17 protein-coding genes, 1 tRNA gene and 1 pseudogene are annotated in these 18,203 nt (G+C 70.5%); 13 read left to right on the top strand and 6 right to left on the bottom strand.

The genetic code is table 11. The features are described from left to right. The first annotated feature begins 146 nt into the window (after positions 1 to 146). The 3 genes from K2F47_RS09350 to K2F47_RS09360 all read left to right on the top strand — a co-directional run bounded on the left by K2F47_RS09350 (position 147) and on the right by K2F47_RS09360 (position 2,974). A complete protein-coding gene (locus K2F47_RS09350; protein WP_242902363.1) occupies positions 147 to 1,142 on the top strand; it encodes a pentapeptide repeat-containing protein in 996 nt (331 codons plus the stop codon). Continuing rightward, on the top strand, positions 1,139 to 2,020 hold the full coding sequence (locus K2F47_RS09355) for an ABC transporter substrate-binding protein (RefSeq protein WP_242902364.1): 882 nt from the start codon (positions 1,139 to 1,141) through the stop codon (positions 2,018 to 2,020). Before K2F47_RS09350 ends, K2F47_RS09355 begins: the two co-directional genes overlap by 4 nt. A gap of 543 nt (positions 2,021 to 2,563) precedes the next feature. After that, the gene (locus tag K2F47_RS09360) at positions 2,564 to 2,974 is read left to right on the top strand and encodes a hypothetical protein (protein ID WP_242902365.1); all 411 of its coding nucleotides are present in this window, start codon (positions 2,564 to 2,566) and stop codon (positions 2,972 to 2,974) included. Positions 2,975 to 3,345: 371 nt separating this feature from the next. Here K2F47_RS09360 and K2F47_RS09365 read toward each other — a convergent pair whose 3' ends face one another. Then, entirely contained in the window at positions 3,346 to 3,876 is a 531-nt protein-coding gene (locus K2F47_RS09365) for a PM0498 family protein (protein ID WP_242902366.1), read from the bottom strand. Between the two features lie 237 nt (positions 3,877 to 4,113). On the opposite strand from K2F47_RS09365, the gene K2F47_RS41305 reads away from it, so the two are divergent. Further along, a complete protein-coding gene (locus tag K2F47_RS41305; protein WP_242902367.1) occupies positions 4,114 to 5,250 on the top strand; it encodes a barstar family protein in 1,137 nt (378 codons plus the stop codon). Between the two features lie 373 nt (positions 5,251 to 5,623). Here the strand turns inward: K2F47_RS41305 and K2F47_RS09375 are convergent, their stop codons facing one another. Further along, positions 5,624 to 6,043 carry a hypothetical protein gene (locus tag K2F47_RS09375; protein WP_242902368.1) on the bottom strand — a complete coding sequence of 140 codons (420 nt, stop codon included), beginning with the start codon at positions 6,041 to 6,043 and terminating at the stop codon, positions 5,624 to 5,626. 138 nt (positions 6,044 to 6,181) lie between these two features. Then, positions 6,182 to 7,036 (bottom strand): hypothetical protein, encoded by an 855-nt coding sequence (locus K2F47_RS09380; protein ID WP_242902369.1) that lies wholly within the window; start codon positions 7,034 to 7,036, stop codon positions 6,182 to 6,184. Positions 7,037 to 7,395: 359 nt separating this feature from the next. Between K2F47_RS09380 and K2F47_RS09385 the strand changes: the two genes are divergently transcribed. Next, positions 7,396 to 7,728, top strand: coding sequence for a S8 family serine peptidase (locus tag K2F47_RS09385; protein ID WP_242902370.1), 333 nt, complete (start codon positions 7,396 to 7,398; stop codon positions 7,726 to 7,728). 20 nt (positions 7,729 to 7,748) lie between these two features. After that, positions 7,749 to 8,069 (top strand): tyrosine-type recombinase/integrase, encoded by a 321-nt coding sequence (locus K2F47_RS41670; RefSeq protein WP_372490839.1) that lies wholly within the window; start codon positions 7,749 to 7,751, stop codon positions 8,067 to 8,069. On the opposite strand, the gene K2F47_RS09390 is transcribed toward K2F47_RS41670, so the two are convergent. After that, positions 8,051 to 8,124 (bottom strand) — tRNA-Pro (locus K2F47_RS09390). The genes K2F47_RS41670 and K2F47_RS09390 overlap by 19 nt on opposite strands. A 134-nt stretch (positions 8,125 to 8,258) precedes the next feature. Beyond that, entirely contained in the window at positions 8,259 to 10,355 is a 2,097-nt protein-coding gene (locus K2F47_RS09395; RefSeq protein WP_242902371.1) for an MMPL family transporter, read from the bottom strand. A gap of 277 nt (positions 10,356 to 10,632) precedes the next feature. Here K2F47_RS09395 and K2F47_RS09400 point away from each other — a divergent pair, with 277 nt between their 5' ends. The 7 genes and pseudogenes from K2F47_RS09400 to K2F47_RS09425 all read left to right on the top strand — a co-directional run bounded on the left by K2F47_RS09400 (position 10,633) and on the right by K2F47_RS09425 (position 16,864). Beyond that, positions 10,633 to 11,532, top strand: coding sequence for a sigma-70 family RNA polymerase sigma factor (locus tag K2F47_RS09400; RefSeq protein ID WP_242902372.1), 900 nt, complete (start codon positions 10,633 to 10,635; stop codon positions 11,530 to 11,532). 2 nt (positions 11,533 to 11,534) lie between these two features. Continuing rightward, positions 11,535 to 12,851, top strand: a complete 1,317-nt coding sequence (locus K2F47_RS09405; protein ID WP_242902373.1) for an FAD-binding oxidoreductase — start codon at positions 11,535 to 11,537, stop codon at positions 12,849 to 12,851. A 33-nt stretch (positions 12,852 to 12,884) separates the two neighbouring features. After that, a complete protein-coding gene (locus tag K2F47_RS09410) occupies positions 12,885 to 14,390 on the top strand; it encodes an MFS transporter (RefSeq protein WP_242902374.1) in 1,506 nt (501 codons plus the stop codon). Between the two features lie 50 nt (positions 14,391 to 14,440). Continuing rightward, a pseudogene (locus K2F47_RS41675) lies at positions 14,441 to 14,953 on the top strand (class I SAM-dependent methyltransferase); the annotation flags it as partial. 208 nt (positions 14,954 to 15,161) lie between these two features. Next, positions 15,162 to 15,365, top strand: a complete 204-nt coding sequence (locus K2F47_RS09415; RefSeq protein WP_242902375.1) for a hypothetical protein — start codon at positions 15,162 to 15,164, stop codon at positions 15,363 to 15,365. Continuing rightward, positions 15,355 to 15,900, top strand: coding sequence for an AAA family ATPase (locus K2F47_RS09420; RefSeq protein WP_242902376.1), 546 nt, complete (start codon positions 15,355 to 15,357; stop codon positions 15,898 to 15,900). Before K2F47_RS09415 ends, K2F47_RS09420 begins: the two co-directional genes overlap by 11 nt. Positions 15,901 to 16,069: 169 nt before the next feature. Then, a complete protein-coding gene (locus K2F47_RS09425; protein ID WP_242902377.1) occupies positions 16,070 to 16,864 on the top strand; it encodes a hypothetical protein in 795 nt (264 codons plus the stop codon). Here K2F47_RS09425 and K2F47_RS09430 read toward each other — a convergent pair. Next, positions 16,843 to 18,189: a pyridoxal phosphate-dependent decarboxylase family protein gene (locus tag K2F47_RS09430; RefSeq protein WP_242902378.1), complete on the bottom strand. Its 1,347-nt coding sequence runs from the start codon at positions 18,187 to 18,189 to the stop codon at positions 16,843 to 16,845. The genes K2F47_RS09425 and K2F47_RS09430 overlap by 22 nt on opposite strands. Positions 18,190 to 18,203: the final 14 nt, after the last annotated feature.

Genomic DNA, 18,203 nt, shown 5'->3' on the forward strand with positions numbered 1-18,203 from the left:
GGTCCCGCATCCGAGGTCAGGAGGCGCGGATGAGCAGACGATCCAGAGATCGTCGCCGAGGATCTTCCCGCCCGGAAAGAGAGAATTCTGTCGAGCGGGAGACTCCAGGGTCTGCCGAGCCGGTAAGTCGCCGAGAATTCAAGGCGGTGCTGGCCGTCAATGTGACAACCGCGCTGGCGGCCGTTGGCGCCTCGATCGTCGCATATCTGGGTGTCGACGCGAGCCGGGCTCAGATCCGACAAGAGCGGAACAATCGCACCACAGAGGAGTATAGGGCGGCAGTCGCTGATCTACAGGCGCCGGGCGTGACACAACGCGTGAGCGGCGTTCTTACATTGCGGGATCTCGCGTCCCAGTCGCGGCGGCGTAAGAAGATCCTGCCGCTGTTATGCGATCATGTCCGTCAGCGCGCACCGGTGGGCGGCGAGCATCGCGATCAACCGGATGCCGACGTGAGTGACGCTGTCCAATTTCTAGGATCCCCTCCCTTCTCGCTTGGGTTCGACCAGCACGAGTCGCAGGGCGAGGGGGTGCCGGTCGTAAATTTGAGCGGCACTGACCTGACAGGCGTGAATCTCAGGCTCAAGCAGTTCGATGGCGCGGTCTTCCAGGGGGCGACCCTGACGAACGGAGATTTGCGCCGGGCGAGCCTCCGTGGAGCTGACTTCAGTGGTGCAACGCTTCGCGGAGCCGAACTTCAGGTGTCCATTCTGACTGATGCTCGCTTTGTTGGTGCTCACCTGGAGCGCAGTGATTTCACTGGTTCTCCCATGGAAGGAGCCGCATTGGGCGGTGCGCACCTGTCCAGGGCGCTGCTGGGGGGCGTCCGCCTGGATCGGGCGGGACTCGCAGGCACCGATCTTACTCGGGCAGACCTCGAAGGCGCCCACATGGTCGACGTGCATGCCGCCGGCGCGACTTTTCGTGGCGCCTACATGTCGGGTGCGAACCTGACCCGCGCGGAACTTACTGGTGCTGACCTCACGGGAGCGGACCTCAACCAGGTGGTCCTCGCCGGTACCAACCTTTTCGAAGCCAAGGGCCTAAAGTTGGACCAGATCAATTCGGCGATTCTGATCGATTACACGACGCGGCTTCCCCGCGGATTCAGATGGACGGGCCGTAAGGTGGTGAAGACGTGAACGGAAGCGACACGCGGAATCTACTTTGCCGGGTGATCCTGGTGGGGGCGATGCTCGTCGGCATCGCAGGCTGCGGCGGTAGCGAGCGCCTCCGCATCGTCTCTCTATCCCCTACCGCCACGGAAATCCTTTACGCCGTCGACGCCGCGGACCAGGTCGTCGCGGTGGACAACGTCTCCGACTATCCGCCGCAGGTCAGCGGCAAGGTGGACAAAAAACTTTTCGCCATCAATCCTGCGTTTCGGGAAATCATGCGGCACAAACCAACCCTGGTGGTCATGACCGAGCTTGACGAGGCGGCCCCCAACACCGGCGTCGTTGACCAGCTCCGACACGCGAACGTTGACGTGCTCGTCCAGAAGGCGCCACGCAACCTCGATCAGGTCTACTCGTCGATCCTAGATCTTGGCAGCCGAGTCGGTCGGGAGCGGCAAGCGAAGTCGGTGGTTCGCACCATGCGTGCGCGGGTCACCGCTGCCCTGGCCTCCGTCTCCAAGAGCACCGCGGAGCGCACGTACTTCCATGAGGTCGACAAAAGCTTCTACACTGCCACCTCCAACACCTTCATCGGCTCCATATATGCACTTTTCGGAATGCAGAACATCGCCGATGGCTACGACATGGCCAACTCGGGTTATCCGCGACTGACTTCAAGGCAGATCATTGCGGGCGACCCTGATTTCGTCTTCCTGGCCGACACCAAGTGTTGCGGGCAGAACGTCGAAGCCGTGCGAGCCAGGCCTGGCTGGCAGAAGATCGCTGCCGTGCGCGGCCAAGGCCGCATAGTGGAGCTGAACGCCGACACGGCCTCGCGATGGGGCCCAAGAATCATTGATTTCGTCCAGCGAATCGCACGGGCAATCCATGAAGCGAAATAAGGATGGCATGGCGCCGGCACGAGGTTCCTACCGCAAGGCAGACTAGCGGCAGCGACAGGCGTCGTGGATCGCACCAAGCCGTCGAGGAACGTCATCCTACGGTCGTCGGGCGGAGCAGCGTGGAGGTCGTCCCTACCGCGCTCCAGAGCCGACCTGGAAGGGCGCCTCCAGAGGGATACAAAGGTTCCGATGCCGTCCAGACGATCCGTGGCGTGGGTCATGGTCCCGAAAAAGTCCAGCTCGGGGCGACCCCCGGACGTGGTGAACGAAGCACTGGTCGGGGCCTTGAGCCAGGGGAGCCGGGATCCCATCCCGGGAGGCCCGCTGGCCGTCGCGCTGCTATTCATCGAGTCCACGAGCGGCGGCCAGGACGCGGGGCCCGCCGTGACACAGCGGTAGACGGAACTGAAGGCGACGGCACCGCCCCGGAGCCCACAGCGGCCCGGCTCGACCTGGAGTACCGCACGGCACGAGCGCTCGGCGCGAGCACTCGTTCATAAAGGGGGCCCGGAAGATCATCGCCCAGTCCAAGGCCACCGAGCAATGGGGAAGGACGGCGACTCCGCTGGCTGGTGGGGGCGGCACCGCTTACGGGAGCCGGGCGCGACCGGGCGGCCCGCTGACGATCGACGGCTGGTCTACGTCGCGTCCATGGTGATGCTCGACAGCGCCTGCCGGAACCTCCAGGTGCCCGCCCTGGCGTGGTTCACGCTCGTCCTGGGGAATCGATACGACCGTCGCCGTGAACGCCCTCCGCCGTGTCGCGACGGGTCCGTCGGCGCGGTCATCGCCGCATGGTCAGCGGTCACGCTCATGGTCGCCGTCGAGCTGCTGATGGGCATGATCCGGCACGGCCAGGCCGACCCGGCTCCCCGCGGGCGCGGGACGGTTGGCGTGGACGGGCGCGCAGCTCGTCCAGGCCGCCCCGCGGGATGGTGCCGCACCGTGTGCTGATCTGCGTCATCGTGATCAGCGCGCCACCGGAATGTGCACGTGGCAGCGCACGACCTCGCCCCGGGTCACCAGCGGCCCAGCCGCAGCTGAGAACGGCAGCGCCACCCCTTTGAAAACCTGCTAGGTGACACCGGACGGCGCGGTCGTCGGGACTTGTTGGCTGGTGTCGGTCGGGCGGCAGCCCCTGGTCAGAACACCGCCCCCTTTTCCGGCCGCGGTGGGCTGGCGAGACGAGGTCGCGGACGGGCCCGCCTGGAGGACATCCGCGGCGAGATGCACCCGATGGACGTGCCCTCGGATCCAAACCTGGAATGACCTCGCGGCGCACTGCGCCCTTACGGCAACGATCTGCCGCCGTGGCGGCTGCTGGGTCATCGGGTGCCGGCCGGTTCGACATCGAGCACGATCATCTTGTCGAGTCGGTAGGTGTCGAGGTCGGGGGCGTGCCCGAATTGTCCGGGTCTGATCTGGTGGAACCGGAAGGTGGCGTTGCTGTCGTTCGCGCCCAAGATGCAGCGCACGGGGCTGGGCGGGTCGAGGGCGTAAACCAATCGGCTGAACTCAAAGGCGAACGCGAGGCCATGCAGAAGGAGGATCCGCTGATCGGCTTCGTTGATCATGGGTGCGTCATCGACGGTCCGAACATCGACCGGGACGGCGTCCTCCAGGTGGAAGGAACTGTCGGAGCACTCCCAGGCGGTCAGGTCCTTGAAGAACGAGGGCGCGCCCGCTGCTCCTCCGGTCGAGGATGCCCAGGTCAACACCTTCCCCCGGCGGACGATTCCCCGGCTCGCACGTTCTCGGAGGCCCGCCGCGAGGCCGCCGGGAGGCTCGAGGTCCGCCCGCCCGCTCAGCACCCCGAGCATGTCGGCCGCGGCATCGTTCATCGTCAGTGAAAGCACGCGCCCCATGATTGCAGCGGAGCACGGTAGGAGCACCGCCTGGAGGATCGAGTGAGCGAGGTTCCCCACACCAAGCGACTGCTGGCGCTGCATGCTGGCGCTGCCAGGAAGCGCTCCACCGAGGCGCCGAGGATTGCAGTGCCTTCAGCAACTTCGGGAGTCCGGGGTCGATGATCTATGAATTCGGGGGCTGAGGTGCAGGTCGCGAGTCATGTCGGATGGGGTCGGAAGGTGCCGGTGCGGTATCTCCTGGCCCGGGAGGACGAGGATGGCGTTGAGCGGTTCTGGGGCAAGGCTGCCGGCGTGGAGGGGTTGTTCGTCGATCCCGTCCCGCCACGGCGGGAGATCATCACTCTGCTTGGCTGTCGCCCCGACGGCCCGCTGAAGGACGCCCTGTTCAGCGACGATGTCTCGGCTCAACGTCCGGGTGAGGTGTGCGTCGAGGTCTGGGACGATGAGCGGCCCGTGCAGTGGTGGACCCTCCTCGACGCGGTCGTGATCGCGCGTCAGCCCCATCCCGGCGATGCGACGCGGTACGACATCGTGCTCGGAGCCGGTGTCCAGCATGAGGAGAGCTTTCTCCAGCTCCCTGCGGCGCCGCGCTTCGAGCTGTTCGCCGGAACGACCGCGGCTGCTGGAGGGGCGGGAGAGTGCCTGGCAGTCGACGGACTGTTCAAGCAGCGACCAGCCCCAGCCCCCGTCGCCCTGGAACTGGTCGGCTGCGAACCCGCCGAGCCTCTCCTCGCGGTTCTGCGGCGTCCGCGGGCATGGGAACGGGACTGGGCTCACCTTCTGGTCCTGGACCGTCATGGCGCCGTCATGGCCTCCCACGTCGTAGGGCTGGCCATCGCCGGTGCCCGCCCGTCCGTCCTGGGTGGCGCCCTGGTCGACATCACCTTGGCCAACGGTGGAGACGACCGTCCTCTCCCAGCGATCCGCCCGGTCTGGGATCAGTGGTATCAGGGCCCGCCGACCGAACCGAACCTGTGGGCGCCTTATGACGCGGCGGGCAGGCTCGAATGGATCGGCCTCACTACCCGCGCCTTTCGGCTGCCCGCGCCCAAGCCGGATCGGTCGGGGGGCCGCCACCATCTCGACGGTCGTTTCGTCACCGACATTCCAGGGCTGCACTGTGCGGTCGCCGAGGCACTCCTGGGCCCTGGTCACTACTTCGGCCGGGAGTGGAACGCTTTCAAAGACTGCCTGGGCGGCGGCTTCGGGGTAGCCCCGCCGTTCACCCTGATCTGGCATGACTCCGAGGTGGCACGTCGAGCGCTGGCCGAGGAGATCGACGGTCCGACAAGTGATATCTCCTACTTTGAGGATATTGTGCAGCTTCTCCGCCGATGCGGAGCCACCGTCGTGCTCCAGTGAGTCCTTGCGAGGGGGCGGAACCGGCCGACTCCGCCCCCTCACCGGACCCAACCGAGCACAGCGGGCCCGGCCTACCGAAACGGGGCGCCGGTCCAATCGAATTCGATCCAGATCCGCTTCCCCTTTTCACTCTCTGTGATGCGGAACTCGGCCCTTCGTTGGACGTGCGCATGCACGGGACGCGCGGCCGTCGTCGTGGTGCCTACAGCTGGGTGTGCACAGCTAAGGCGCTAGCCGCCCCGGCCGCTGAGGGGCCGCCTACCTAGCAGTATCGGTGCCGCCGCCGCGCCGTCAGCACCGTGGTCGCCACGGCCGGCCTGGCGCGACCACGAGGATCCCGGCCGCAGCGGCGTCGCCCCGCCTCACCACCCGGTCAGCAGCCCCCGACCCATTTGTTCGACAGGCTGTTGTCATTCAGGTCCGAGAAGTATCGCGCGCCCCAGCCGCGGTCGAGACAGAGCTGATAGCCGCCGTGCCAGTTGAGCGTCGCGTAGATGATGACCGACGAGGGGTAGTCCGGCGTTCCGTTGTTGTACCAGGACGAGTCCTCTTCGGCGACCCACGAGTAGTTCACCCGCCAGTCCTTGACGCTACCGGGGATGTTCGCGACGGGATATCCGGCCGGATTGAAGTCGATGTCCCGGTAGACGCACAGCGACCCGTAGGCGCAGCCGTTGGGGGCCGCGCCGTGGTACCACACGGGTGCGGCGGCGTGCGCGGCGGTCGCGGGCAGCGCGGTCAGGGCCGCGACGGTCGCACCGGCTCCCGCGATCGCATGAATGATCTTTCGCATTGTTCTGCACCTCGATTGGTTCGGTTGGATTGCGCGGTTCGTGAGGAGGATTGCGGCGGCGCGGTCTCTCGGAGGCGCGCCGGAATGCGGCGGGAGGGGCGCGGGATCGGGGAGGAGCGGACGTGACGGACGCCCTCATCAGCCGGAAAGCTTCGTGGCGCGTGCCAAGGCCTTGGCTATGACGTCGCCGTAGACGGCGGCCTCGTTCCGAAAGCGTCCACGGGCTGCCAGGTTGATCAGGCCCTGGTGGCGCTGCGCGCCGACCACCGTGAGCTGGGACGAAGCATTGCATTGCGCATCGGCGACGGCGGTACGGCGCTCGGCTGGCCGAACGGACTGCGTGGTCGACCCGCGCGCGGCGGTCATAGCCCTGGCGGCGTCCGCCGGGCTGGAATAGTGGAATCCCCGGCCGCTCATGCAGGAGCGCCAGGCCCCGAGCGCCGCCGAGTAAGCCGGATCCTTCTGCAGGTCAGAGAAGGTGCTCGCCGGCAGGTTGGTGATGATGACCTTGGCCCGGATCCATTTCCTCTGGTCCCCGTAGAGGCGCTGACGGGCCTTGGACTGGCAGCCGTCGGCGCTGGTGAATATGGTTCCGAGTTCGGGCACTTCCACGGTGATCGCGGACGGGTCGGTGCCGTCCAGGGCTCGCCGGTAAAGTTCCCGGCGATCCTTGGACAGGCCCGCTATGTAACGGCCGTTCGACCTGTCCCGTGGAACTTCGGACGCGGTGCCCCTCTGGGAGTAGCCGTCCGTCCCGGCCCGGGCGACGTCGTTGCTCCCATAGGGCTGCTCGGCCTGCGGTCGCGACCGGGCGGGAGGCGGCACGACGAAGTACTCGAAGCCGCGGCCCTTCATGCATTCCTGGATCAAGCGCTGCTCGGCCACATAGAGGAGATCGCTTTCGGCCTGCGAGAGCCGCGTCCGCGGCTCGGCGGTATGGCCGTCAGGGGCGGTCGCCGAGCAGCCGGCAGTGAGCGCGGCGACGAGGAGCACGCCGCCCATTCGACGCCGGGCAGGGCCGAATACCATGCCGGGGCTTAAAGGAGTGGAACGCATCGAGTCGCTGCCCGCCTCTCCTGTGTCCTGCACTTCGATATGTAATCGAGCGCTTCCTCAGTGCGGTGCCGTGATGTTAAGCAGACGTAGATTCCGCGATCAATCACTTTTCTGCGAATTACAGTGAGTGAGCACTCAACCAGATCTTGAAAAAAGTCGAACCCGGCAGGTGGCGCAGAAGGAAGTGGGGCGGTTTACTGAAACTAAGTAAATATTTCTTTACTATCGGATGCCAGGCAGTGCGCTACCACCAGTCGGCGACCTGCGTCCGAACCGACATCAGATACGCCGAGGGTTTGGGCGTCGTCGAGGGGCCCTGCTCGATCAGGGCGTGGTGCGGCGGCAACGGCGTGAACGGGAGGCTTCCGGATCTGCAAGCGGCAATGGTTCCCGGGACGAACGCGGAGACCGGCGGCGGGGACGGTCAGGTGGGTTCCTCCTCGGTGTTGGACGATTCGCACGGAACGGCGATGGCGAGCTTGATCGCGAGTCAGGGGACCGGCACCGGTTTCGTGGGAGTCGCCCCCGAGTCGAAGATCATGCCGATCAACGCCAATGTCGCCGTCTGGGACAAGGCCATCCGGTTCGCCGTTGATCACGGCGCCAAGGTGACTGGGACGAGGTCGTAGAGAGGCTCGGCTATGAGCACCTGCGGCGCCACGACCTCCGGCACACGAAGTTGACCTGGATGGCCGACGCGGGCGTTCCGGTGCACGTCCTGCGGGAGATCGCCGGCCACGGTTCACTCACCACCACGCAGCGGTACCTGCACCCGGACATGCAGTCGATCACAGACGCGGGAGAGGCGCTCAGCCTGCACTTGAGCGTGCGCAGGTCTCCAAATGGTCCCCAGCTTCGGGCGGTCGGATCAACCCGCTGCGCTGCGATGCTAGACGCGAATAAGCCCGCTGACCTGGCTAAAGCCAAGATCGGCGGGCTTTCGTGTCGCTGTCGGGACGGCGGGATTTGAACCCACGACCCCTTGACCCCCAGTCAAGTGCGCTGCCAAACTGCGCTACGTCCCGGTGCCTGGCGGAGCAGGCGTGATTACTCTAGCGCAGTCTGCGGGTGTGTGCGTACCGGGTTACGGCGGTCCAGGAGGCGTCGGTGCGGCCGTCGGCTGGGCGGGATTCCGCCTGGCAAGGGGGCCGGGGTGGGGTCAGTCTTCTAGTCTGGTGGGCCACCAGATGCGTTTGCCCGCGTCCAGTGCCAGGGCGGGGACGAGCAGGCTGCGGACGGCGAGGGTGTCGAGGAGGACGCCTCCGGCGATGAGCAGGCCCTGCTGGAGGGCGCCGACGGTCGGGAGAACGACCAGGACGCTGAAGGTGGCGGCGAGGACGAGGCCGGCGCTGGTGATGACGCCGCCGGTGAGGCTCAGGCCGTCGCGGATGCCCGCCCGGTGCCCGTGGAGCTGGGCCTCCTCTCTCGCCCGGGACATCAGGAAGATCGTGTAGTCGATGCCCAGGGCGACCAGGAACAGGAAGCCGAACAGCAGGAGGCCGCGGTCGATGTGCGGGTGGCCGAGCGCCCGGTACAGCAGGCCCGCCAGGCCGAGGGCCGCGCCGTAGGAGAGCACGACGGACGCGATGAGCAGCAGGGACGCGGTGACGGCGCGCAGCAGCAGGACGAGCATGAGCAGGACCACGGCGAGGATCAGCGGGATGAGGACGGCCTCCTCGGTGCCCTGGGCGTGCGAGGTGTCCAGCGCGACGGCCGTCTGCCCGCCGACGACGGCTCCGCTGCCGTCCAGGGCGTCGCGGATGCGGGTGATGGTGGCGCGGGCCGACGGGGTGTCGGGTTCGTCGGCGAAGACGGCGGTCAGGTGGGTGTAGCCGCCCGCCGCGCGCTCCTTGGCGACGGCGGCGACGCCGGGGACCTTGGCGACGCGGGCCAGTGTCGTCGCGGCCTGGGCGTCGGCGACGTAGATGTCGGCGGGCTCGGATGATCCGGCGGCGAAGTGGCGGCCGATCTGGCGCTGTCCCGCGATGGCGTCGGTGGTCTTGGTGAACTGCTCGTCGAGCCGCTGGCCGGAGTCCAGGGTGAACGACGCCGCCGCCAGGGCGGCCAGGATCACGGCGGTGCCGACCCAGATCCGGCGCGGGTGCGCGTCGACGGCCGTGGCCAGGCGCCGCCACAGGCCCGAGCCGGTGTCGGGGGAGGGCGAGGTCCGGACGGTGGGCCGCCGGGGCCAGAACACCCAGCGGCCGAGGCAGATCAGCAGTGCGGGCAGCAGGGACACGGCGGCCAGGCAGACGACGGCGACGCCGATCGCGATGACCGGGCCCAGGCCCTGGGTGTTGTTCATCTTCCCGAAGACCAGGCACAGCGACGCGATCACGACGGTGGCGGCCGAGGCGGTGACGGCGGGCAGGCAGCGGTGCAGCGCGTGCGCCATCGCCTCGTGGCGGTCGGCGCGCCGGCCCAGCTCCTCGCGGTAGCGGGCGATGAGGAGCAGCGCGTAGTCGGTGCCGACGCCGAGGGCGAGCACCGTCAGGACGTAGCTGGACTGGCCGTCCACCTTCAGGCCCGCGTGCTTGGCGAGCAGGTAGACCACGCCGGTGGCGATCCAGGTGCCGAGGAACGTCGACAGGAGCGGGACCAGCCACAGCACGGGGCTGCGGTAGGTGACGAGGAGGACGAGGGTGACGATCGCGAGGGTGACGCCCAGCAGGGCGCCGTCCATGCCGGAGTAGGCGTCGATGAAGTCGGCGATGGTGCCCGCCTGGCCGGTGACGCGGACGTCCAGCCCGGACGGCGCGCCTGCGGAGGTCGTCCTCCTCAGCTTGTCGACGGCGTCGCCGAGCACCTCGTTGTCGTTGGGGGCCATCGGGACGGGCGCGCTGAACAGGACCGACTTGCCGTCGGCGGACCTGGTCTCCGCGGTCGCGCCGGGCGCCGTCCCGCGGTCGGCGTCGACCTTGGCCAGGTCGGCCGGGGTGAGCCCGGCGTCGCGGGTGTAGACGACGACGGCGGTGGCGCGGTCGTGGTCGGCGAAGTGCCGCTCGGCGATCTCGACGGCCCGGGTGGACTGGGAGTCGGCGGGCAGCCAGGACGCCGGATCGTTGTCCTGCACCTGGGAGAGCTTGGCGGCGAACCCGCCGGCGACCATCAGGACGAGCAGCCAGGCGGCCAGGACCGCCCATTTGGAGCGCCTGCCGGTGACGGCGGCGATGTAGCGGTTCCAGTGGGACGGGGGAAGCGGCGCGGGCGCCGCTCGCGGCGGCTCGGGGAGCCGGTTCACGGATGTCTCGGTCATGTACGTCTCTCAGGAGGTGGCCGGGAGGAGAGGGGCGGCCGGTCAGGCGGCGTCCCGTCGTGCCTCCTCGAACATTTGTGCGGTCGTTTGCGTTGACCGGCGCCGCCCACCGGATGTGACTGCCCTCCACAGTGACCTGGATCACAACGGGACGTCAGCGGCGTGACCGGCGTCATAGCGGCGTCCGGTCACAGGGGGCGCCTCGCCGAGGTCAGGGAGGAGAACGCGGAGCACCCGCTCCCGAACCGGACTGCCAGACCAAAGGTGGTGCGACCACATGACCGACCCGTCCGGCGACCCGTTCGTCGCCGAGGAGTTCGAGCGCCTCCGGCCGCATCTGCGGTCGGTCGCCTACCGCGTGCTCGGTTCGCTGACCGAGGCCGAGGACGCCGTCCAGGAGGCGTGGCTGCGGCTGCACCGCTCCGACCGGGCGGAGATCGACAATCTGGGCGGCTGGCTGACCACCGTGGTCGGCAGGGTCAGCCTCAACCTGCTGAAGGCGCGCCGGGGGCGGCGGGAGAGCGGCCTGGCCGAGCTGGCCGAGTGCCTGCCGGACCCGATCGTCACCCCGGCCGACCGCACGCCCTCCCCGGAGGAGTCGGTGCTGCTGGCCGACTCGCTCGGGCTCGCGCTGCTGGTGGTGCTCGACACGCTCACGCCCACCGAGCGCCTGACCTTCGTCCTGCACGACATGTTCGGCGTGGGCTACGACGAGATCGCCCGGATGGTGGAGCGTTCCCCCGAGGCCGCCCGCAAGGCCGCCAGCCGGGCCCGGCGGCGGGTGCGCGGCAGCGGCGCCCTGCCCGATCCGGATCCGGCGCGCCAGCGCAGGGTCGTGGACGCGTTCCTCGCCGCCACCCGCGACGGCGACATCGGGGGGCTCGTGCGCGTCCTCGCCCCGGACGTCGTGCTGCGCGCCGACACCGGCGTCCTGCGCGTCATCGCCGGAGCGCCCGCGGTGGCGCAGCAGGCCGCCGTGTTCCGCCGCCTGGCGCACAACACCCGGCCCGTCCTGGTGAACGGCGTCGCCGGGCTCGCCAACGACGCGGCCGTGCTGGCCTTCACCGTCCAGGACGGCCTGATCACCGAGATCGACATCCTCGGCGACAGGGAACGCCTGGCCCGCCTGGACCTGACCTTCCTCGACGACGAGACCCTTACCGAAGGAGCGCGGTGAGCATGCGCGACGGCATCCTGAACGATCTCCGCGACCGTGTCGTGGGCCCGGTGCTGCTGCCCGGCGACGCCGGCTACGACGCTGCCCGGACGCCGTGGAACCTGTCCGTCGACCAGCGGGTGGACGCGGTCGTCGAGGCCGAGCACGCGGGCGACGTGGTCGCGGTCGTGCGCTTCGCCCGTGAGCACGGGCTGGCCGTGACCGCCCAGCCGAGCGGGCACGGGGCGGCGCCGCTCGGCGACGGCACGATCCTCCTGCGCACCCGCGCGCTGGACGAGGTGTCCATCGATCCCGGCGGGGCGGCCGTCCGCGTCGGCGCGGGGGTCCCGTGGTCGCGCGTCCAGGAGGTCGCGTCGCCGCACGGGCTGACCGGCCTGCTCGGCAGCGCCCCCCACACCAGCGTCGTCGGCTACACGCTGGGCGGCGGCCTGTCGTGGTTCTCGCGCCGCTGGGGCCGCGCCTCCGACCATGTCACCGCGTTCGACGTGGTCACCGCCGACGGTGACACGGTGCGGGTGGACGCCGAGACCGACCCGGACCTGTTCTGGGCGCTGCGCGGAGGCGGCGGCGACTTCGCGATCGTCACGGCGATGGAGTTCGGGCTCCAGGAGGCGGGACTCGTCCAGGGCGGGCAGATGATGTGGCCGGGCGAGCAGGCCGCCCGGGTGCTGGCCGCCTTCCGCGAGGTGACCTGGAACGCCCCGCCCCAGCTGACGGTGTGGCTGCGCCTGTTCCGGCCGCCCGTTCCGGACGGGCAGCCGATGGTCATCGTGGACTCCACCTTCGTCGGCGCCGCCGAGGAGGCCGGACGGCTGCTGAAGCCGCTGGAGGCCGCCGGCGCCCCCGTGCTCGACACCCGCCGCGCGCGGCGGCCGGTGGAACTCGGCGACATCACCGGCGACCCCGTCGACCCCGCGCCCCTGCGCGCCCGTACCGAGATGCTGACCGACCTGGACGACACGACGGTGTACGCGCTGGCGCGGGCCGCGGGGGAGCTGCCGCCGCTGATCGCCGTCCAGGTGCGCCACCTGGGCGGGGCGCTGGCCGCCTCGACGGGGGCGGCCGGGCCGGTCGAGGACCCGTTCCTGATCTCCATGATGACCGTCCCGTTCGGCCCACCCGAGCCCGGCATCGCCCGGCGGCGGGCGCTCGCCGACACGCTGTCGCTGAGCGGCGGGCCGAAACCGTTCACGCTGCTCGCGCCCGAGGAGAAGGCAGCGGCGGCGTTCGAGCCGCGCACCCTGGACCGGCTGCGGGCGATCAAGCGCGAACGCGACCCGGGCGGGGTCGTGCGCGGCAACCACCCGGTGCTCGGCTGAGCCCGGCCTGCGGAATCGAGAAGGAAGACTCACATGACCCAGCTCGCGGACGACCCGGTCGGCCCCGGCCGGCTCGGATTCCTCGGCACCGGGCGCGGCAGGATCATCCTGGCCCTGCTCTGCCTGGTCGCCTTCGTCGACCTCATCGACGCCTCGATCGTGAACGTCGCCCTGCCCGAGATGAAGGCGGACCTCGACTTCTCCCAGCAGTCCCTCCAGTGGGTGCCGTCCGGCTACCTGCTCACCTACGGCGGGTTCATGCTGCTCGGCGGACGGTTCGCCGACCTGCTCGGACGGCGCCGCGTGCTGGTGGCCGGCACCGCCCTGTTCGGGGTCGCCTCGGTGCTCGGCGGGCTCGCCCAGAACGAGGAGACGATGATCGCCGCCCGGCTCGCCCAGGGGCTCGGCGCGGCGCTGATGTCCCCGGCCGCGCTGTCGGTGCTGACCACCGCCTTCGTCGGCCGGGACCGCGCCGCCGCCCTCGGCGTGTGGGGAGGCGTCGCCGGGGCCGCCTCCGCGATCGGCGTGCTGGCCGGCGGCGCGCTCACCGACGGCCCCGGCTGGCGCTGGGTGATGTGGGTGAACCCGCCCGCCGTCGCGGTCATCGTCGCCGGGGCGCTGTGGCTGCTCGCCGACGACCGGCGGAAGGCGGCCCTGCGCACCTTCGACCTGCCCGGCGCGGTCCTCGCCACCGGCGGCATGCTGCTGCTGGTGTACGCGCTGGTCGAGGCGCCCGAGAAGGGCTGGGACACCGCTCGGACGTGGGCGTCGATCGCCGGGGCCCTGGCGCTGCTCGCGCTGTTCGTGGCCAACGAGGCGCGGAGCCGGAACCCCCTGCTGCCGCTGTCGATCTTCAGGATCAGGGGGCTGCCGGGCGCCGACGTGGCGCAGTTCGTCGCGATGGCGGGATTCATCGCCATGTTCTTCTTCCTCAGCCTCTACATGCAGCTGGTCCTGCACTACTCGCCGGTCAGGACAGGCCTGGCCTACCTGCCGCTCACCGTCGCCGTCGGCGCGGGGTCGGGGCTCACCGCGGGGTTGATCCCGAGGGTCGGGACCCGTCCGCTCATCATCGCCGGGCTGCTGGTCGGCGCGGTCGGCATGGGGATGCTGGCGCGGTGCCCGGTGGAGGGGAGCTACCTCCGGGACCTGCTACCGGGCCTGGTGGTCGTCGGCGTGGGCCTCGCGCTGGTGTTCGTCGCGGTCACCACGGCGGCCAACGCCGGGGTGCCCGCCGACCGGGCGGGCCTGGCCGCCGCGCTGATCAACGCCTCCAGCCAGGTCGGCGGGGCGCTGGGCCTGGCGATCTTCTCGGCGATGGCCACCTCCCGCACCGACGACCTGCTCGCCGACGGCGCCCCGCCCGCCGTCGCCCTCACCGAGGGCTTCCAGCGCGCCCTGCTCGGCGCGGCCGCCTTCATCGTCGCGGCGGCCGTGATCGCCCTGCGCGCCACCAACACCAAAGGCGAGCACCAGGAGGAGGACGAGGCGTCCGGCCCGGCTGCCGACGCCTCAACGGAGGCGGTCGAGCGCGCCTGAATCCGCTCCTCGCCTCGGAAAGTCCCCCGCGCGCGCAACCGGCGGCGATCATGGAACGGGACGGGAGCCGGGCCCGCCTGCGAGGGCGGGCCCGGCCGCCGTCCCGGAGAGCGGGTGCGTCCAACCTGGAGGTGCAGTTGATCGAGGAGCGGATTCTTCGCTACTACGAGCAGGGGGACGAGGGCGGACGGCTGTCGTCGGGGGCCGAGCGTCTGGAGCTGCTGCGCGTCCAGGACGTCCTGCGCCGGGTGCTGCCGGGGGCGCCGCTGCGCGTCCTCGACGTGGGCGGTGGGCCCGGCGTCCACGCGCGGTGGCTGGCGGCCGACGGCCATGCCGTCCACGTCGTCGATCCGGTGCCACGGCACGTACGGCAGGCCGCCGGGCACGCAGGCGTCACCGCCGCGCTCGGCGAGGCCAGGGCGTTGGCCGAGCCGGACGCCTCCTACGACGTGGTCCTGCTGTTCGGCCCGCTGTACCACCTCGTCGAACGCGCCGACCGGCTCGCCGCGTGGCGCGAGGCGGCACGCGTGGTGCGGCCCGGCGGCGTCGTCGCGGCGACCGCGATCAACCGGTTCGCGTCCCTGCACGACGGGTTCAGGCGGGGCTTCCTGGAGCGACCGGGGGTCCGGGAGGTGGTCGAGACGACGCTCGCGGACGGCCGGCACCTGCCCGGCGACCGGGCCCCGTTCACCGACGCCTACCTGCACCATCCCGACGACCTGGCCGACGAGGTCCACGCCTCCGGGCCTTCACCTGGAGCATGTGTATCCGGTGGAGGGCGCCACATGGCTCATCGAGGGGATCGAGGCCTGGATCGACGACCCCGACAAGCGGGAACTCCTGCTCTGGGGGCTGCGGCGCACCGAACGCGAGCCCACGCTGCTCGGCGCGAGCCGTCACCTCCTCGCGGTCGCCCGCGCCGTCGCGTCATGCACTTCCGCACACCCGAGTCGAAAGGCGGACCATGCCCAGTAGCGTCGTCATCCTCACCGGTCCTCCCGGGGCGGGGAAATCGACCCTCGCGGCGCGTGTGGCCCGCAGCCATGCGAAAGCCGTCCATTTGCATACCGACGACTTCTGGCACTGCATCGTGTCCGGTGGGATCGCGCCCTACGAACCGGACTCGCGCATGCAGAACGAGACGGTCATGGACGTCATCGCCGGAGCGGCCTTCGGTTACGCGGCCGGGGACTTCACCACGCTCGTCGACGGTGTCGTCGGCCCGTGGATGCTCGGCCATTTCCGCGAACGGGCGCGCCGGAACCCGGAGACCCCGGTCCACTACGTCGTGCTGCGTCCGCGTCGCGATGTCACGCTCGCGCGCGCCCAGGAGCGGACCGCGCCCGACGCGCTGGTGGACCGGCATCCGATCCTGACGATGTGGGACCAGTTCGCCGACCTCGGGGAGCTGGAGTCCCACGTCCTCGACACCTCCGCCGACGACGTCGCCGGGACCGAGCGGCGCGTCCGTGAAGCATTGGCGTCCGGATCTTTTCGGCTGGACCGATAGGCCACGGAGACTGATGTTCGCCGTTGGACGCCGCGGGGTCTGGTAGGCATGCGTGGTGGCTTCTTTGATGGCGCGGGCCGGGGCGGCCGGGTTGGTCGTGCTGGCGTGCGGGTGCCAGGCGGACGGGCCGTCCGGTGACGGCGGCGCGACGGCCGGGGGGAGTCCTCGGGTGACCAGCGAGAGTCCGCGCGCGACGAGCGCGAGTCCGCGGGCGCGGCCGCCCGCCGTGAAGGTTCCGGCGGGGGTGCGGGCCTCCTACGTCGTCTACGACCGGAAGCTCGGACGGATCGTCCTCCAGCGGGAGGTCGAAAGGACGTACCGGTCGGCCTCGGTGGTGAAGATCCTGCTGGCGCTGGACTACCTGCGCGAGCACCGGGCCTCGGCGGCGGACCGGGACCTGCTGGGGCTGATGCTGCGGTCCAGCGACGACAAGGCGGCCACCGAGTTCTGGCGGCGGGGAGGGCGGGCGGAGGTCATCCGGCGGATGGTCCCGAGGGTGGGGCTCACCGAGACGGCGCCGCCGCCTTCGGACAAACCCGGGTTCTGGGGGTACACGGCGCTGTCCGCCGAGGACGTGCTGAGGACGTACCGGTACCTGCTGGAGAAGGCCCCGAAGGCGCATCGGGACTTCGTGGTGGGCCAGCTGCGGAAGTCCACGCCATGTGGCACGGACGGGTTCGACCAGACGTTCGGGATTCCGAGCGCGCTGGAGCGGCCGTGGGCCGTCAAGCAGGGGTGGTCGGGCTTCGGGACGCTGCCGGCCGCGCCGTGCCGTGGCGGGAGCGTGCAGTCGGTGGCGGTTCCCGACCTCGGGCTCGGACGGCCCGTCCTGCACACGACGGGGATCGTGGCCGACAAGATCGTGGTCGTGCTGACGTTGCAGCCGCCCGGGTCGTCGTTCCGGGCGGCGTCGGCGCGGGTGACGGCGCTGACGCGCCAGGTCTATCGGGCTTCGACGCGGTAGCCGCAGAGGGCGCGGAACGCGCGTTCCACGTCGTCCGGTGTCGTGCGCCAGTTGCTGAAGGCGGCGCGGAGGCCGGAGGTGCCCCAGAGGGTGGTGGGGGTGAAGAACGCCTCGGGCGCGGCGTCGCGGATGATGTCGTCCGGGGCGCGGGTGTCGTGGGTGAAGCAGACGACGTTGAGGCGCACGGGGGCCAGCAGGCGCCAGCCGGGGGTCGCCGTGACCAGGTCGCCGAGCTGCCGGGCCTGCGCGACGGAGCCCTCGACGATCGCGCGGTGGCCCTCGCGGCCGTAGGCGCGGAGCGTGAACCAGGCGGCGAGGCCCCGGAGGCGGCGGGAGTTCTCGGGGGTCAGGTGCAGAGGGTCCTCGCTGGGCTCTCCGAGGTAGGCGGCGTTGTTGTGGAAGACGCGGAGCTGGAGGTCGCGGCGGCGGGTGAACTGGACGGCGGAGTCGTAGGGGACGTTCAGCCACTTGTGGAGGTCGACGCAGACGGAGTCGGCCTCGTCCAGGCCGGCGACGAGGCCCGCGTGGGCGGGGGAGAGGGCGGCGAACGCGCCGAACGCGGCGTCCACGTGGAGCCAGAAGGGGTGGCGCTCGCGGAGGGCGGCGATGGCGCGGAGGTCGTCGAAGTCGACGGTGTTCACCGTGCCCGCGTTGGCGATGACGATCGCGGGGCGGCCGCCCAGGGCGGTGAGGGCGGCGTCGAGCGCGGCGACGTCGACGGCCTCGCGTCCGGGCAGGGACGGGACGGTCCGGAGGTTCCGGCGGCCGACGCCGAGCATCGACAGCGCCTTGCGGACGCTGGAGTGCGGCTCGGCGGACAGGACCGTGATCTCCCCGAGCGCCGCGACGCCCTCGTCGGCGACGTGGACGCCCTCCCGCTCGCCCAGCCACTCGCGGGCGATCGCGAGGCCGGTGGTGTTCGACATCGTCGCGCCCGACACGAACGCGCCGGTGTGGGACGGCAGGCCGAGCAGTTCGGCGAGCCAGCCGACCGCCTCCTCCTCCAGGTCGGGCGCGCGGGAGTCGAGCCGGGTCGCCGGGTTCTGGTCCAGGACGGAGGTCAGCCAGTCCCCGGCGACCGACGCGGGGGTGGCGCCGCCGGTGACGAAGCCGAAGTAGCGGGGGCCCGCGCTGCCCGCGAAGCCCGGCTCCCAGCGCGAGGCGAACTCGGCGAGCGCCCCGTCCAGCCCGGCGGCCGGGGGCAGCGGACGCGGCGGCGTGCGCGGCCCGGGCGGGACGGCGGCGGGGCGCTCGTCCAGCGTGGCGAGGAGGCGGGCGGCGTGGTCGGAGAGCAGGCCGGGCAGCCGTGCGAGGTCGTCGCGCATGGACTTCACGTTAG

The organism is Actinomadura terrae, assembly GCF_022751215.1.
In the GTDB taxonomy this organism is placed as follows: Bacteria; Actinomycetota; Actinomycetes; order Streptosporangiales; family Streptosporangiaceae; genus Spirillospora; species Spirillospora terrae.

Bases quoted from the DNA above. Each gene is read 5' to 3' on its own strand.
- K2F47_RS09360 (WP_242902365.1), top strand. From the start codon at position 2,564: ATGGGGAAGGACGGCGACTCCGCTGGCTGGTGGGGGCGGCACCGCTTA.
- K2F47_RS09375 (WP_242902368.1), bottom strand. From the start codon at position 6,043: ATGCGAAAGATCATTCATGCGATCGCGGGAGCCGGTGCGACCGTCGCG.
- K2F47_RS09395 (WP_242902371.1), bottom strand. From the start codon at position 10,355: ATGACCGAGACATCCGTGAACCGGCTCCCCGAGCCGCCGCGAGCGGCG.
- K2F47_RS09400 (WP_242902372.1), top strand. From the start codon at position 10,633: ATGACCGACCCGTCCGGCGACCCGTTCGTCGCCGAGGAGTTCGAGCGC.
- K2F47_RS09405 (WP_242902373.1), top strand. From the start codon at position 11,535: ATGCGCGACGGCATCCTGAACGATCTCCGCGACCGTGTCGTGGGCCCG.
- K2F47_RS09410 (WP_242902374.1), top strand. From the start codon at position 12,885: ATGACCCAGCTCGCGGACGACCCGGTCGGCCCCGGCCGGCTCGGATTC.
- K2F47_RS09420 (WP_242902376.1), top strand. From the start codon at position 15,355: ATGCCCAGTAGCGTCGTCATCCTCACCGGTCCTCCCGGGGCGGGGAAA.
- K2F47_RS09430 (WP_242902378.1), bottom strand. From the start codon at position 18,189: ATGCGCGACGACCTCGCACGGCTGCCCGGCCTGCTCTCCGACCACGCC.